The organism is Occultella glacieicola (assembly GCF_004353825.1).
In the GTDB taxonomy this organism is placed as follows: domain Bacteria; phylum Actinomycetota; class Actinomycetes; order Actinomycetales; family Beutenbergiaceae; genus Occultella; species Occultella glacieicola.
Genome location: NZ_SMNA01000004.1, coordinates 237,166 through 251,607 on the forward strand (window position 1 = coordinate 237,166; position 14,442 = coordinate 251,607).

Here is a 14,442-nt window from a genome sequence, read left to right on the forward strand (position 1 = left end):
TCCGCCGATCCTCGAACCCCCCTGCCTCAGGAGCCCCTCACGTGCCTGCGCCCATCACCGTCTTCGAACGCGATACCCACGGCTACCAGTGCTTCCGGATCCCGGCCCTCGTGCGGACCCCGGCCGGCACCCTCCTCGCGTTCGCCGAGGGCCGGATGCCGGCGATCCACACGGACGCCTGGTGCCACGACGCCGCCCCGATCGACCTGGTCCTGCGCCGCTCCACCGACGGCGGCCAGACCTGGGGGCCGCTGCAGGTCCTGCTGCGCGGCGCCGGCCGGGACGACTCCGGGCTCACCGGCCCGGACGGGCAGGCGACCCGCGGCAACCCGGCGCCGGTGGTCGTCGCCCGCGGCCCGCACGCGGGCCGGGTGGCACTGCTCAGCTGTCACAATCCCGCGGGAGTGCGGGCGCGGACCCCGTTCGCCCAGGTCAGTGACGACGACGGGATGACGTTCACACCGGCTCGGAACATCTCCCACGTACTGCCCGACGGCGTGGGCTGGTTCGCGACCGGGCCGCAGCACGGGTGGCAACTCGTCGAGGGCCCGCATGCGGGTCGCCTGGTCGTCGGCATCAACTACGACGTCGACGGCGCCCGCTACGGCGGGCTGCTGTGCAGCGACGACGCCGGCGGGACGTGGTTCCGCGGGGCCTGCAGCACGGGTGCCGACCCCGAGGACATCCCGCAGGAACTCGGCCTCGTGGAGACGTCGGGAGGCCGGCTGCACGCGTTCGCGCGGCAGAACTCCCACGCACCGCTCACCCGCCAGCATGCGGTCTCCTTCGATGGTGGCGAGAGTTTCGACGGCCCGTTCGCGGGGGTGCCCGACCTGATCACCACCCCGAGGATCCAGGGCTCGGTCGTCCGGGTCGCCCCCGTCGGCGAGCCGGCGCCGTCGGGCACCCCGATCCTGTTCAGTTCCCCCGTTGACCCGGACACCCGCCGCACCATGACGATCTGGCGCAGCGACGACGATGCGGCGACCTGGTCGGAGGCCGAGCGGCTCAGCGATGACCGGGCCGGCTATTCGGATCTGACCGTGCTGGCGCCGGGCGCCGTCGGGATCCTCTACGAGACGGGCGCCCACCCGGACGGCGACGCCCGTGACACGATCCGGTTCGCCAGGATCGCGACGCCGTAGGGCCCGTCGAGGCGGTCACCGGAATCGCTGAGGGACGGTACGTGCTATCCGCCCCGCGCCGTTCGATCGGTGTGATGCTGCTGCAGGAACTCGAGCACAGGCGGCCAGACCCGGTCCGGATCGTTCATCGGAGCGGCGTGCCCACGTCCGGCCAGCTTTATGAAGTCGGCGTCGGGGATCGCTTCGGCTACGTCGCGGGCGCGCTCGGCGAAGGTGTCGGCATCGAGCGCGAAGGCCATGAGGAGCCGGGTCATGCGGCGCCGGTCGAGGCACCGCGACGGTCGAGCCGCCGCGACGCCGCCTGCTGATGCCGGGAAGCGGTCGTTGGTGCAACGAGGGTGGCTCGGACCCTGGTTGACAGGCGTGGGGATCGCGAGCAGCATCAGGGACAGGCGTCGACCAGCGCCCAGCCCGTGAGGACTCGTCCCAGCCGATCCTCATCCGGGTGAAGGGGATCTCTGCCCTCAGGTCGGTCAAGTCGAGTCGAGCCTGTTTCGAGTGCCGTGCAGCTGGGGCGAAGGCACGTCGAGGAGGGCTTGTCATGACGAAGAGCGGCAGTTTCAAGCGCGCGGTTCGCGATCACGCACGCAGGACCGGGCAGCGCTACACCCAGGCGCGGGCAGACCTGGAGGACATCAGTCGGCCGTTCGCCGACACGCGGCCCTTCGACCCGGACGCGCTGACGGTCCGCCTGGAGTCGAGGTACGGGATCCGCATCACCTCGATGCTGCCGATCGACGATGACCCAAGGACGCGGCCTCGGGGCTCTTGGCCCGGCCATTACCCCTCGACGTTGATCGTCGAGCGCGAGCGGGGAGCCCCCTGGATCGCCCGGGTGTTCTCGTCGCCGGCCGACCGGGTCAGCCGCGTACAGGAGGACGCCGAGATCCTCCGCTTCCTCGCGGATCACGGCTTCCCCGCCGAGCGGTCCGCGGTCGACGACGCCGTCTCGGTGATCGACGGCAGCGGAGTGCTGCTGACCGCGTTCATCGCCGGCGGGCGGCCGACCGACGCCCACGGTCGAGTGACCTCGCCCGAGGTGCTCCACGAGTTGGGGAGCCTGCTGGGCCGGCTGCACAACTTGCCACCGGTTGGCGGCGCAGCTGCCCGTGACGGCGGCTCGGAGGAACACGACGGCGGCTTCCACGTCGGACGGCCTCGGCAGGACCTCGTGGCTGCGATGCGGTTCCTGGTGAGCGTCGAGGACAGGGTCGCACCGGCGGGGAGGGCGACGTTCGAGCGACTGCGTGATGACGTCGAGTCCGCAGACGACGCCGAGGGTCTGCCCGAAGCATTCACGCACGGAAACTTCCACGCGTGGGCCGCCGTCGGTGTGCCCGGCGAGCTCAGCATCGTCGGGTGGGCGGGGTCCGGTCGTGGCCCGAGACTGCCGGCGCTGGCGTGGCTGCTGCGCACGGCCTCGGAAGGTCGACCCGACTTCGTCGATGCCGTGATGCACGGCTACCGCGAGCACGTCTCATTGACCGACGAGGAGGTCGACCGGCTGCCGGCGGTGCTCAACATCCGACCGCTGTGGTTGGCGTGCCTGGAGTACCGGGAGGCGGTGCGTGCCGGGCAGACGCCCCTGTTGGACGACGACGGAGGCTACGGCTTCCACCGTCCGGAACGATCCGAGCACCTGGCAGCGCAAGTGGTCGCGGCACTGAGCGACCCGCCGCACCGGTCAATCCAGCCCTGACGGACGGCCCGTCCACGCGCGCCAGAGCGCGGCGTACGCACCGTCGGCCGCGGACAGCTCGTCATGGGTGCCGAGCTCGGTCAGGCGGCCGGCGTCCATCACGGCGATGCGGTCGGCGTCGCGAGCCGTGTGGAGCCGGTGGGCCACGGCGATCACCGTACGGCCCTGGGCGGTGGCAGCGAGCGCGCGTTCGGTGTGACGGGCCGCGCGGGGATCGAGGAGTGCGGTGGCTTCGTCGAGGACGATGGTGTGCGGGTCCGCGAGAAGCACGCGGGCGAGAGCGACATGCTGGGCGTGAGCGCCGCTGAGCTCGTGGCCGCCCAGGTCGGCGTCGAGCGCTTCCGGGAGCTCGTCCACCCAGTCGGCGCCGACCGCGTGGAGCGCGGCGATCAGGTCGTCGTCGCCGGCGTGCGGCGCCGCGATCGTGAGGTTGTCGCGCAGGGAGTCGGCGAAGACATGGTGCTCCTGCGTGAGGAGCACGACATGGTTGCGAAGTTCGGAGGCTGGGAGGTTCGCGGTCTCGACGCCGCCGACGGTCACCGACCCCTGGCGCGGGCGGTCGATCCCGGCGATGAGGCGCCCGAGCGTGGTCTTGCCGGCCCCGGACGTGCCCACGATCGCGAGATGCTCACCTGCCTGCACGTCCAGGCTCACGCCCTCGAGCACATCGCCGGTCTCCCCGTAGGCGTAGTAGACATCGGTGATCACGATGCGCTCGTCGACCGGTGACGGCGCGCTCGGTGCGGGGGTCCGCTCACTCTCGGCGCCGAGACCTTCGACGCGCGCGAACGAGGCCAGGCTGCTCTGCAGCGTCTCGACCCAGATCATGATCGTGTCGATCGGTCCACTCAGCTGGCGCAGGTAGAGGGTGGCGGCGACCACGGCGCCGAGGCTGATGGCCTGATCGAGGTAGAGCAGACCGCCGACACAGAACACGGCGCCCACGGCGAGCGCCGTCGAGACGTCGATGGTCGGGAAGAGCACCGTGCGCAGTCGCAGCGTCCGGAGCTGGGCGGTGGTGGCCGTGGCCACGGTGTCTGCGCAGGCCCTCCGACGACGCTCCTGCAGCCCGAGGAGTTCGACCGTGCGAGCGCCGGCAGCCGTGGTGGCCAACGCATCGGCGACCTCGGCATGCGATGCGCTCTGGGCCAGGTACGCCGGGCGCGCTCGCCGCAGGTACCAACGCAGCACGAGCGGGATCGCGAGCAGCGCGACCAATGCCACCCCGCCCAGCACCGGTGAGAGCAGGAGCAGCGCGGTCAGCACGATCATCGCTTGGATCAGCGCGAACAGCACCTCCGGCGCGGCATCACGCAGAACCGTGGCGACAAGTCCGGCGTCGGTGGTGGCCCGCGAGGTCAGGTCCCCGGTTCCGGCCCGCTCCACCGTGCGCGCGGGCAGCCGCATCAGCCTGTAGGTCAGCTGCTCGCGCAGGCGCGCGGCCGTTCGTTCACCGAAGCGGTATCCCAGATAGCGGGCGAGGTAGCCGAGAGCGAACTGCCCGACGGCGGCCAGCACCACGAGCAGGCCGAGCCGGTCGATCTCGGCGAGCCCATGGCCGGCCTGGACGCCGTTGACGATCTGTCCGACCAGCCACGGGGCGAGGAGCCCCGCCGCGGCCGCGGCACAGTTCGTGCCGATGACGGCGGCGAACGTGGCTCGATCCGCGCGGACCAGACTGGCCGCTGCGCGGCGGACCTCGGCGGGAGTCGCGATCGGGAGCGGCGCACTCACGAGGCTTCGCCTTCGTCGGGCTTGTTGGGCTTGTCCGGATCGGTGGTCTCCCCACGTAGGACGAGAGCCGCGTAGGCGGGCTCGTCACGGATCAGGCCGGCGTGAGTGCCGCTCGCGACCAGCCGGTCGCCGGCCACGAAATGGACGTGATCGGCCTCCGCCAGCATCAGGATCGACGTCGAGGTGACCACCGTGGTGCGGCCCCGACGCGCCCGGACCAGTCGCGCGACGACGTTGGCCTCGGTGGCGGCATCGACGGCGGAGGTCGGATCGACCGCCAGCAGCACCCTCGGCGTGGCCAGGACCGCCCGGGCGAGCCGCAGTCGTTGCCGTTGACCACCGGAGAGGTTGCTCCCGTGGGAGTCGATCCTCGACTCCAGACCGTCCGGCAGGGCGTGCACGAGATCGTCCGCCGCAGCGACGTGCAGGGCATGCGGGACCACGTCCTCATCGACGTCGTGAGCGCCGGCCACCACCTCGCCGACCGTCCCCGCGAAGAGCTCCGCGTCGTTGTCGGCCACCAGGACCTGGCGACGGAGCTCGCCGGGACCCATCTCGGCCATCGGCTCACCGTGCCAGGTCCCTCCCGGGCGCAGGCCGCCGAGCCGGTCGACCAGCGCCACCGCATCGGCCTGCCGCGACGTGGCGATCACGGTGAAGGCGCCCGCTGCGACCTCGAGGCCCGTGACCGAGTCGATGAGATCGCCGTGCGCCGGCACCGCCCCGGGCCTGACGCCGTCGCCACGCTGCAGCCTGAGGAAGTCCGTCACCCGGCGGCCGGCGACAAGCGCGCGACTGAGATCGACGGCGCCCTCGATGAAGGACGATACCGGGACGACCAGGAGGGCGGCATACCCGAAGACCGCGACCAGTTCGCCGATGGAGATCTCGCCCTCGACGGTCAGCCGCGCCGCCAACCACACCACCACGGCCACGAACAGGGTCGGCACGCCCAGGGCGGTCGCCTGGATCAGGCTGGTGACCCGCCCGACCCGGTAGCCCTGGTGCTGCAGCTCGTGGGACGCCCGCCGGAACCGGTCGGCATAGACCTCCTTGCCGCCCAGACCGTTGAGCACGGTCAGTCCGTCGATGATGTCGACGATCCGGCCGGTCAGTGCGCCCTGCTGAGCGCGGTACTGCGCACCGACCGCCTGCAACGGGCCGAGCGCTGGCCCGAGGATCAGTGCCAGGACCGGCACACCGCAGATGACCACGACGGCCAGCAGCGTCGAGATCTGGAACAGCAGTACCGCGATCACCACATACGCGACGGCGGCTCCCACGCCGGGCCCGGTCACCGTGAGGCTGCGGCCGAGCGTCCATGCGTCGACGGTCCCGATGGCCACCACCTCTCCGGCGCGGCCTCGCCGCTGCTGGGCGGCGCCGAGCCGGATCGACTGTGCTGCGAGCGTCGTCACCGTCCGGAACGCGGCGTCCATGCGTACCTTCGTCATCGTCCGGTGTCGCCAGATGCCCAACCAGGCGAGCACCGCACCCGAGCCGACCAGGGCCGCCGACTACGCGAACACCGCACCCCTGTCGGCGTCGGCGAGACTGTCGACGGCTCGCGCGAGCAGGTACGGCGGGAATACCAGGCCCACCATCCAGACGGTGCCGAGGAACGCCCCCAGAGCCACCCTCCGGCGTTGCCGGAGCACGAGCCACGCCAGGTACGACCACGGCCCTCGGAATGTCGGAGCCCGCTGCTCGGCGTCGGCGGGACTCGTCATGTCACCACCCAAGCACAAGCCCGACGCCGAGCGGCATCCGCGAACCTCGCCTCTACTTCTCCCGCGTCGCCGCGGTCGCGACCAGGACCCGGATCCAACGGCTCATGGCGATGCCCGGCATTCCAGCAGATGACGGTGCGGAGCTGGCGGATCACCAACTGCCTGCTCGAACTGATCGACGACTGAGCCCTTGATCGCCCGGGCGACCCGATAACGATCGGATCAAAGTTCCGGGCCAGGGTTCGCGCCGGCGCGAACCCTGACTAGGTTGCCGGACATGGGGAGTACGCACAGGGCGCGGCTGGTGGGAGCCGCGATGGGGACGATCGCACTCGTGGCGACCATGCTGAGCGGGTGCAGCTGGTTCGGACTGGAACCCGATGAGCCGGTCGCCTGCGCCCAGGCCGGCCCCCCGTCGACGGCGGCGGGCGAGACCGCGCCGATCCTCACCATCGCGCGGGGTTCGACGAGCGACCTGGTGCTGGTGGTCTACGCCGACGGCAATGTCGCCACCCACGACGAGGCGACCGCGTCCGCGCTCACCGGGGCAGCGGCCGCCATGCTGCCGCGCTACGCCGGTGGGCCGTACCAGGGCGGCGCCGTGGGCTCCTGGGCCGCCGGGTACCTGAACTCGTGCGCCCTCGACCGGCTCCACACGCTCGCCCAGGACGCCCTGTGGGATGACCCCGAGCCGGGCTTCGTGCAGGTCACCGACATGCCGGACACCCATTTCCACTACACCGACGGCGGGTCGGTCGCCGACGTCGACGTCTACGCGCACGACTCGGGCTACACCTCCGGGCTGTCCTGGGCCGAGCGTCGGGTCCGGGACCGGATCGTCGCCCTGACGGACTTCCTCGACGCCAACGTCGTGGTGGCCGGTGGGACCCTGCCGGTGACAGAACTGCAGATCGACGGCGACGGAGCCGTCGACGCGGACTTCGTCTGGCCCTTGGCCGCGCCTCCGGCGGACCTGCTCACCGGCGCCGGCTGCGCCGTGATCGTCGAGGCGGACGCGGCCACCCTCTATGCCTACGTGCTCGAGAACGACCTCGACGTGTCCGAGCACAACCTCGCGATCAGGGCGCTGCCGCCGGGGGTCGCCGGCTGTCAGCGGTGATCCGTCGTCGAGAGTGCTGGAGTGGCAGCCACCTCGGCACTCTCGCTCAGCGGCGCCGCCGGCGCTGCCGCCGCGTGAAGACCATGAACGCCCCGGCGCTGGCCAGCAGATAGCCGACGACCACGGCCACCGAACCCGGTCCCGGCAGGCCAACGCCGGTGCCGAGGTCGACACCCTCGACACCGCCGCCATCCCGCCAGAGCGTGATCACCACGTGCGCGGTCCAGACCGCGCCGGCGAGCGCCACCAGCCCGACCAGTCCCGCGACCGGCCACACCTGGTCGGCGAACATCGCCAGCGCCGTCACCAGCATGGCCGCAGCGAGCACCAACAGGCCCGTCCGGGTCCACGGCGGGCCGACCGCCAGGTACCGGTCCAGGCCCGACCAGAGCTCCATGGCCGATGCGAGCGCGAGGGCCGCGGCAGCCACGTAGGCGATGCCGACCAGGACGCGGACCGGCCGGGCGCGCGCCGGTAGTCCGACCGCGAACAGGGATGTCAGCACGAGCGGGAACAGGAAGCCGTACTGCAGGTAGGCCAGCGGCTCGGGGAACGAGGAGCCGAGCACGTCGGGCAGGCGTGTGAGCAGATCCCCGACGTCCACGAGCGTGCTGACGTCATCGACCGACTCACGCCCCCAGGGCAGCACGGCGACGCCGAGCCAGAGCAGCGCCAGGCCCGGCCAGATCAGCAGCAACGCCTTCAGGCGCATGGTCCTCCCTCGATCCGAAGGGGGAATGGAAGCACACAAGTCTGGGAGGAGTCTGCGTACACCCCGGTCTCACGCCTCCCGCAGCCAGACCGCCATCGTGGATCTGCCCCGGTTGTTCCATGAGTGGTAGGGCACCGCCGTCACCGCGATCTCGGTGCGCGGCGCGCGTTCGGTGAAGTACAGCGCGTCGAGGTCGGCCCGGCCACGGGTCTCGCCCCAGGCCGGGCCGGCCAGGTCCGGCACCACGCCCGACGGCGTCGCTCGCGGTTGTGGGGTGCTCTCACCGAGGACCACGGCGTGCGCGGGCACGTCGAGGTCGATGCCCTCGAGGCAGTACACGAACGGCCCGTGGGTGAGGGCAACGCGGCCGGCGTCGGCGGCGACGAGCGTGCTCGCGTGCACCCGCCGCACGTCCACCTCGAACCTGATCTCGACGGTGTCGCCGTCGGCCCACTCCCGCCGAAGCCTGACGTAACCGTCGGCGCCCACCGGGGCGACGCCGTCGGGCGGTCCGCCGTTCACTCCCACCGAGACCGACCGCGCCCACGACGGCGCCCGCAGCAACAGGGACCACGTGGCCGGCGCGGCGGCGGCGACCCTCAGGACGACCCGGTCCGCACCCGGCCCGGCGGTCTCCTGCCGGAGCCGGATCCGGGCGCCGGCGACGTCGGCGGTCAGGGTGGAGCCGATGTACAGGTCGACCGCGACCGCGTCCGGGGAGGTCGCGTAGATGTAGGAGCCGAGGGACGCCTCCAGCCGGGCCAGGTTCGGCGGGCAGCAGGCGCAGTCGAACCAGTCCGCGCGCTCGACGGTGCCGTCCGAGGCCAGCGGGTTCTCGTAGAAGAACCGTTGCCCGTCCGCGCTGACGCCCGCGATCACGCCGTTGTGCAGGGCACGATCGAGGACGTCGACGTAGGTTGCCCGTCCGGTCAGACCGGCCATCCGACTGGCCCAGAACACCAGGCCGATCGAGGCGCAGGTCTCGGCGTAGGCGGTCTCGTTCGGGAGGGCGTGGTCGCGGGTGAAGCCCTCGTTGTGGCGGGAGTCGCCGATCCCGCCGGTGACGTACATCCGACGGGTGGTCAGATGGGTCCAGAGCCGCTCGCAGGCGGCGCGCAGACCGTCGTCGCCGGTTTCCGCGGCGAGGTCGGCCATGGCGCTGTACAGGTACATCGCGCGCACGGCGTGCCCGACCACCTCGGTCTGCTCCCGCACCGGCAGGTGCGACTGGTTGTACTCCTCGAACTCCCGACGGCGCTGCTCGCGCTGGGGGAAGTGCTCGCCGAAGAACCCGGGCGTGCCGCGCCGACCGTGCTCGAGTTCGAAATAGTGCGGCTGGGTGCCGCGGGCGTCCACGAACGTCAGCGCCAGATCGAGGTAGCGGCGCTCGCCGGTGACCCGGTACAGGCGGACCAGCGCGAGCTCGACCTCCTCGTGCCCGCAGTACCCGCCGTGGTGTGCTCCGCCCGGGCCGAACTCCCGGCAGAGCAGGTCCGCCAGGCGGGTGACCACGACCAGCAGCGTGGTCCGGCCGGTCGCCTCGTGGTGCGCGACCCCGGCCTCGATGAGGTGCCCGGCGGAGTACAGCTCGTGGGCGTCGCGCAGATCCGTGAACCGCTGACCCGGCGCGACCACCGTGAAGTAGACGTTCAGGTAGCCGTCCTCGCCCTGCGCGCCGGCGAGAGCGGCGATGACACCGTCGACCTTCGCCTCCAGCGCCGCGTCCGGGTGGGTGCCGAGCACGTAACTGGCCGCCTCGAGCCACTTGGCGATGTCGCTCTCCCAGAACGGGTGGGGTGTCGGCTCCTCGGACCCCGGCGTCCAGGTCAGGGCGAGTGCGCCCAGCCGGCCGGTCGCCACGAGCTGGTCGTACTGGGCGGCGAGCGTCCGGGTCCGCAGCAGTTCCTGGCGGGGTCCCCAGAACGGGTCCTGGACGACGACGTCCCTCACGTTCACAGGGATCCGGCGGGCTCGGGTCGGGGTCGGCTCCATGGCCCCAAGTCCATCATGGATCGACGGGCGAGAGCAGACGCCGGGCGTGGCGGCCCGTCACCACCACGCCCGGCAGTCTGCTTCACCCGGCGCCGGAGCGCCGAACCCGCCCCCGTCGGGAACGGACATCCATGAAGAGGCCGGTGCGGGCGTCCTGATACATCCCCCGATGAGACTCGCACCGGCCACTTGTAAGGTAGTCCTTCCTCCGCCCGGGTGCGATGGGGTGATCTGCCCATGCCGGTGGGCGTGCCGTCGACTGTTCGTCTGAGGGCTCGCGGACGTCCGCGGGATCACAGCCACCCGCGGTCCTCCGCGATCCGGACCGCCTCGGCCCGGTTCGATGCACCGGTCTTGCCGATCGCGGCCGAGAGGTGGTTGCGCACTGTTCCCTGGGACAGGAACAGCCGGCCCGCGATGACGGCCACCGACGATCCGTCGCGGGCGGCCCGGAGCGCGTCGGTCTCCCGCGCCGTCAGGGGTGAGTGCCCTTCGACCAGGCTGTCCGTGGCCAGCGCCGGATCCACCACGCGCAGCCCGGCAGCCACGCGCCGGACGGCATCGGCGAGCTGGGCGGCCGGGGTGTCCTTGACCACGAAACCGTTTGCCCCCGCGGCGAGAGCGCGGCTCAGGAAGCCCGGCCGACCGAACGTGGTCACGATCAGCACGCGGACCTGCGGCAGTTCGCGGCGCAGCCGTTCGGTGGCTGTGATGCCGTCCATCCCCGGCATCTCCACGTCGAGCAGGGCGACGTCCGGGTGGTGCCGCCGGGCGGCCGGGAGCACCTCGTCGCCGGAGCCCACCTCGGCGACGACCTCGAGGTCGGACTCGAGGCCGAGCAGGGCGGCCAGCGCCCCGCGCACGAGCGACTGGTCGTCGGCGAGGAGCAGTCTGATCGTCACCGGGCCACCACCCGGAGCCGGAACCCGGACGCCGTCGACTCGGTGCTGACCCGGGCGCCCACCGCCGCCGCCCGTTCGCGCAGACCGCGCAGGCCGTGCCCGTCGGTGGCGTCCGGCTGCGGCGCGCCCGAACCGTCGTCGCCGATCTCGACGGTGTCCGCGGTGAGGGTGACGGTGCAGGTCCGGGCGTGGCTGTGCCGGATCACGTTCGTGACCCCCTCGCGGACCGTCCAGGCGAACAGGTCCCGGAGCCGGGTGGGGACCGCATCGACGGACGCGGGCAGGTCCGCGTGGATGCCGGCAGCGCGCAGGGCGGCCCGGGCGCGGGCGAGTTCACCGGTCAGGGTCAGGTCCCGGTAGCCGGTCACGGTCCGGCGCACGTCCGCGAGCGCGTCCCGGGAGAGCCGTTCCACGTCGGCCAGTTCCGCGCCGGCGCGCTCGGGATCGAGGGGCAGGAGGCGCTGCGCGAGTTCCGCCTTCACGGTGATCACGGTGAGTGAGTGGCCGAGGATGTCATGCAGATCCCGGGCGAAGGAGTTGCGCTGCTCCTCCAGGGCGAGCCGGGCGTTCTCCTCGCGGATCCGCAGCAGTTCGATGTTGCGGTTGATCGCCATGGTCAGCCCCCAGATGGCGAGCGCGGCGACGCCGGTTCCGAACAACAGGCCACGGTCCACCTCCCAGCCCGGCACCAGGAGCGTGGCGAGGTACGTCGCGGCCAGGATCGCGCCCACGCCGGCCCAGGCCCACCAGCCCGGTAGGCACATGACGGCGATCACGGCCAGGTACACCGCGGTGGCGGTGCCGATCTGGCCGAGACTCAGGCAGATGACCACGGCCAGGGCGACCTCGACGGCCAGGGCCGCGGCCGCCGTCGTGCGGTGTTCGAAGGGCCGGAACGGCCCACCCGGCCGGCGCCGGAACCGCAGGGCCAGGAAGATCGTCAGGTAGACCGCCGCGAACGCGACCGTGGCGACGAGGCCGACCCACCCGGCCACCGTGTCCCGCCGGCTCCAGGCGACCTCCAGCGGGTTGAGCAGGTAGAACAGCCAGACCGCGGCGAACAGCACGCCCCACCGGCGGGGGCCGGTCCGGGCGTCGCCGGGGGCACGTTCGACGGTCACGACCGTCACCGTAGTCCTCGCCGCCGCCGATCAGACCCGGGCGGTGTCCCGGCTCATCCGCCACGCGGCTCCGGCCACGAAGATCCCGAGCCACGCCACCGCGTTCAGGACGGCGTACCAGGGAAGGTCGCCGGTCAGGACGGACCGGGAGATCTCCGCCACGCCGAACATCGGGGTGAAGGACGCGATGTGCCACATCAGCGAGCCCTGCGTGATCGGGATGAACACGTTGCCGAGGAACGCGAACAGGGCGAGCCCAGGACCGAGGATCTGCATCGCATTCTCGCTCGGCACCAGGTAGCCGACGAACACGCCGAGCGCCGCGAACACGAGCGTGCAGATGAGGGTCAGGACGGCACTCGCGATCCAGGTGCCGACGTCCATCGAGGGCCTGCCCTGGGCCACGCCCGCGATGTTGACGACTCCGATCGCCAGCGCGCCGAGCGTGAGCGCGAGCAGCGCCTTGGTGAGGATGTACGCCGTCGGGCTCAGCGGCGTCAGCCGCAACTGTCGGGACCAGCCCTGCGCCCGCTCCACCGCGACCATGGCGCCGGCCGACGCCGCGGTGAGCGCGGCGCCGTAGAAAGCCATCGAGACCATCACGTACGCGGCGACGTTCCCGCGGCCGACCGTGGTGTTCCACTCCTCCTGGCCGCCGAACGCGAGGAACAGCGCGATCGGGAACACCAGCGTGAAGATGATCGTGCGGCGGTTGCGCAGGGTCCGACGCAGCTCGATGCCGAGCATGGTGGCGTTGAAGCCGCCCAGTGGCGGCACCCGGCGTGTGTCCGGGTCGAAGGAGTCGGGCAGAGGTGCGGTCGAGGTGGTCATCGTGGGCTCCCATCGGTGCTGTCGCTGCTGTCGCTGCTGTCGGAACTGCCGGTCAGGCGCAGGAACGCCTCCTCGATGCCCTTCGAGACGATCTCGAGGTCGGTGGCGTCGGTCCGGTCGAGCAGGTAGCGGGCGACGGCGTCGCTGTCGCCGGCGTGGACGGTCAGTCGGTCGCCGGTCAGGTTGACCGAGTCGACGCCCGCGATCGCCGCGATCGCCGTCGTGTCGACGCGGCCCACCGAGGCCCGGACGGTGCGGCCCGAGGCGAGCGCCCGGATCTGTGCGCCGCTGCCGTCCGCGACGATCCGGCCCTGGCTGATCAGCACGATGCGGTCGGCGTACTGGTCGGCCTCCTCGAGGTAGTGGGTGGCGAACAGCACAGTGCGCCCGGTGTCGGTGTCCCGGCGGATCGAGTTCCAGAACGCGCGGCGCCCCTCGACGTCCATGCCGGTGGTCGGCTCATCGAGCAGCAGCAGGGCCGGGTTCGACAGCAATGCCATCGCGAACCGCAGTCGCTGCTGTTCGCCGCCCGAGCACCGGCCCACCTTGCGGTCGGCGATGTCGGCGATGCCGGCGGTCGCGAGGACCTCGGCGACCGGACGGGTGTCCACGAAGAGGCTGGCGGTGTAGGCGACGGTCTCGCGGACGGTGAGGTCCTTGAGGAGCCCGCCGGTCTGCATGACCGCCGAGACCAGGCCGCGGGCGATGGCGTGGCGGGGCGCCAGCCCGAGCACCCGGACCTCGCCGGAGGTGGGCTCGCTCAGCCCGAGGATCATGTCGATGGTGGTCGTCTTGCCTGCGCCGTTCGGGCCGAGGAAGGCGACCACCTCGCCGGGATGGATCTCCAGGTCGATGCCGCGCACGGCGCGCACCTGGCCGAAGTCCTTGGTCACCCCGGTGAGGCCGACGGCGGCCCGCCGGGTCGGGAGCGTCGCTGTCGGTCGTGTGGTCGTTTCGGTCATGCCTCCAGCGTGCGGCGCCGCCGGGCGGGGCGCCTACGCCGGTCGTCACGATCGGTGCGTGACATATGTCAGGCGTCTACTTGCGGATGACCTTCTCGATCGACATCACGAGGATCACGCGGTCCGCGGAGTCCGGCGGGGCCGGGGTGTCCGGCGTGCCGTAACGGGCGCCGAGCACCTGGTAGAACGCGCCGGTCGGGTCCGGCACCGCCTCGGTGAGCCGGCCGCGGGCCTCGATGAACCGGTACGGGTCCGCCGGGTCCGGCACCACGAGCGCCATCCCCGGGTTGCCCTGCAGGTTGCGGTACTTCGCTCGCTTGGTGGTGTGGGTGAACTTCAGGACGCCGTCCTCGAACAGGAACCACATGGGCTCCACCTGCGGGAAGCCGTCCGGGCGCACCGTGGCCAGGTGCCCGACGTTGGCGTTCTCGAGGAGGTCGGTCAGGTCTGCGGGAATCTCTGCCATCTCGCCAGCCTATGACGTGGCGCGGCGA

14 protein-coding genes are annotated in these 14,442 nt (G+C 71.9%); 4 read left to right on the forward strand and 10 right to left on the reverse strand.

Annotated elements, in window-relative coordinates; translation table 11 throughout:
* Positions 1 to 41 precede the first annotated feature (41 nt).
* From EXU48_RS09005 to EXU48_RS09015, 3 genes are all read left to right on the forward strand, one after another.
* Entirely contained in the window at positions 42 to 1,145 is a 1,104-nt protein-coding gene (locus EXU48_RS09005) for a sialidase family protein (RefSeq protein WP_165962740.1), read from the forward strand.
* 74 nt (positions 1,146 to 1,219) lie between these two features.
* A complete protein-coding gene (locus EXU48_RS09010) occupies positions 1,220 to 1,453 on the forward strand; it encodes a hypothetical protein (RefSeq protein ID WP_133107324.1) in 234 nt (77 codons plus the stop codon).
* Positions 1,454 to 1,686: 233 nt separating this feature from the next.
* On the forward strand, positions 1,687 to 2,844 hold the full coding sequence (locus EXU48_RS09015) for a phosphotransferase enzyme family protein (RefSeq protein ID WP_133107325.1): 1,158 nt from the start codon (positions 1,687 to 1,689) through the stop codon (positions 2,842 to 2,844).
* On the opposite strand, the gene EXU48_RS09020 is transcribed toward EXU48_RS09015, so the two are convergent.
* The 3 genes from EXU48_RS09020 to EXU48_RS24730 all read right to left on the reverse strand — a co-directional run bounded on the left by EXU48_RS09020 (position 2,830) and on the right by EXU48_RS24730 (position 6,308).
* Positions 2,830 to 4,578 carry an ABC transporter ATP-binding protein gene (locus EXU48_RS09020; RefSeq protein WP_133107326.1) on the reverse strand — a complete coding sequence of 583 codons (1,749 nt, stop codon included), beginning with the start codon at positions 4,576 to 4,578 and terminating at the stop codon, positions 2,830 to 2,832. The two genes, EXU48_RS09015 and EXU48_RS09020, sit on opposite strands and share 15 nt — an antisense overlap.
* Positions 4,575 to 6,032, reverse strand: coding sequence for an ABC transporter transmembrane domain-containing protein (locus EXU48_RS09025; protein ID WP_207947670.1), 1,458 nt, complete (start codon positions 6,030 to 6,032; stop codon positions 4,575 to 4,577). Before EXU48_RS09025 ends, EXU48_RS09020 begins: the two co-directional genes overlap by 4 nt.
* A gap of 63 nt (positions 6,033 to 6,095) precedes the next feature.
* Complete coding sequence (locus tag EXU48_RS24730; RefSeq protein ID WP_207947671.1) at positions 6,096 to 6,308, reverse strand: hypothetical protein; 213 nt, start codon at positions 6,306 to 6,308, stop codon at positions 6,096 to 6,098.
* Positions 6,309 to 6,585: 277 nt separating this feature from the next.
* On the opposite strand from EXU48_RS24730, the gene EXU48_RS09030 reads away from it, so the two are divergent.
* Entirely contained in the window at positions 6,586 to 7,428 is an 843-nt protein-coding gene (locus EXU48_RS09030; RefSeq protein WP_133107327.1) for a hypothetical protein, read from the forward strand.
* 46 nt (positions 7,429 to 7,474) lie between these two features.
* On the opposite strand, the gene EXU48_RS09035 is transcribed toward EXU48_RS09030, so the two are convergent.
* The 7 genes from EXU48_RS09035 to EXU48_RS09065 all read right to left on the reverse strand — a co-directional run bounded on the left by EXU48_RS09035 (position 7,475) and on the right by EXU48_RS09065 (position 14,414).
* Entirely contained in the window at positions 7,475 to 8,140 is a 666-nt protein-coding gene (locus EXU48_RS09035; RefSeq protein WP_133107328.1) for a hypothetical protein, read from the reverse strand.
* A gap of 69 nt (positions 8,141 to 8,209) precedes the next feature.
* The gene (locus EXU48_RS09040) at positions 8,210 to 10,090 is read right to left on the reverse strand and encodes a glycoside hydrolase family 127 protein (protein WP_165962741.1); all 1,881 of its coding nucleotides are present in this window, start codon (positions 10,088 to 10,090) and stop codon (positions 8,210 to 8,212) included.
* 335 nt (positions 10,091 to 10,425) lie between these two features.
* On the reverse strand, positions 10,426 to 11,034 hold the full coding sequence (locus EXU48_RS09045; protein WP_133107330.1) for a response regulator transcription factor: 609 nt from the start codon (positions 11,032 to 11,034) through the stop codon (positions 10,426 to 10,428).
* Complete coding sequence (locus EXU48_RS09050) at positions 11,031 to 12,155, reverse strand: sensor histidine kinase (protein ID WP_133107331.1); 1,125 nt, start codon at positions 12,153 to 12,155, stop codon at positions 11,031 to 11,033. The genes EXU48_RS09045 and EXU48_RS09050 overlap by 4 nt, the downstream gene beginning before the upstream one ends.
* 30 nt (positions 12,156 to 12,185) lie before the next feature.
* Positions 12,186 to 12,986 (reverse strand): ABC transporter permease, encoded by an 801-nt coding sequence (locus tag EXU48_RS09055; RefSeq protein ID WP_133107332.1) that lies wholly within the window; start codon positions 12,984 to 12,986, stop codon positions 12,186 to 12,188.
* Complete coding sequence (locus EXU48_RS09060) at positions 12,983 to 13,948, reverse strand: ABC transporter ATP-binding protein (RefSeq protein ID WP_133107333.1); 966 nt, start codon at positions 13,946 to 13,948, stop codon at positions 12,983 to 12,985. The genes EXU48_RS09055 and EXU48_RS09060 overlap by 4 nt, the downstream gene beginning before the upstream one ends.
* A 76-nt stretch (positions 13,949 to 14,024) precedes the next feature.
* Positions 14,025 to 14,414 carry a PPOX class F420-dependent oxidoreductase gene (locus EXU48_RS09065; RefSeq protein WP_133107334.1) on the reverse strand — a complete coding sequence of 130 codons (390 nt, stop codon included), beginning with the start codon at positions 14,412 to 14,414 and terminating at the stop codon, positions 14,025 to 14,027.
* Between the last annotated feature and the right edge of the window lie 28 nt (positions 14,415 to 14,442).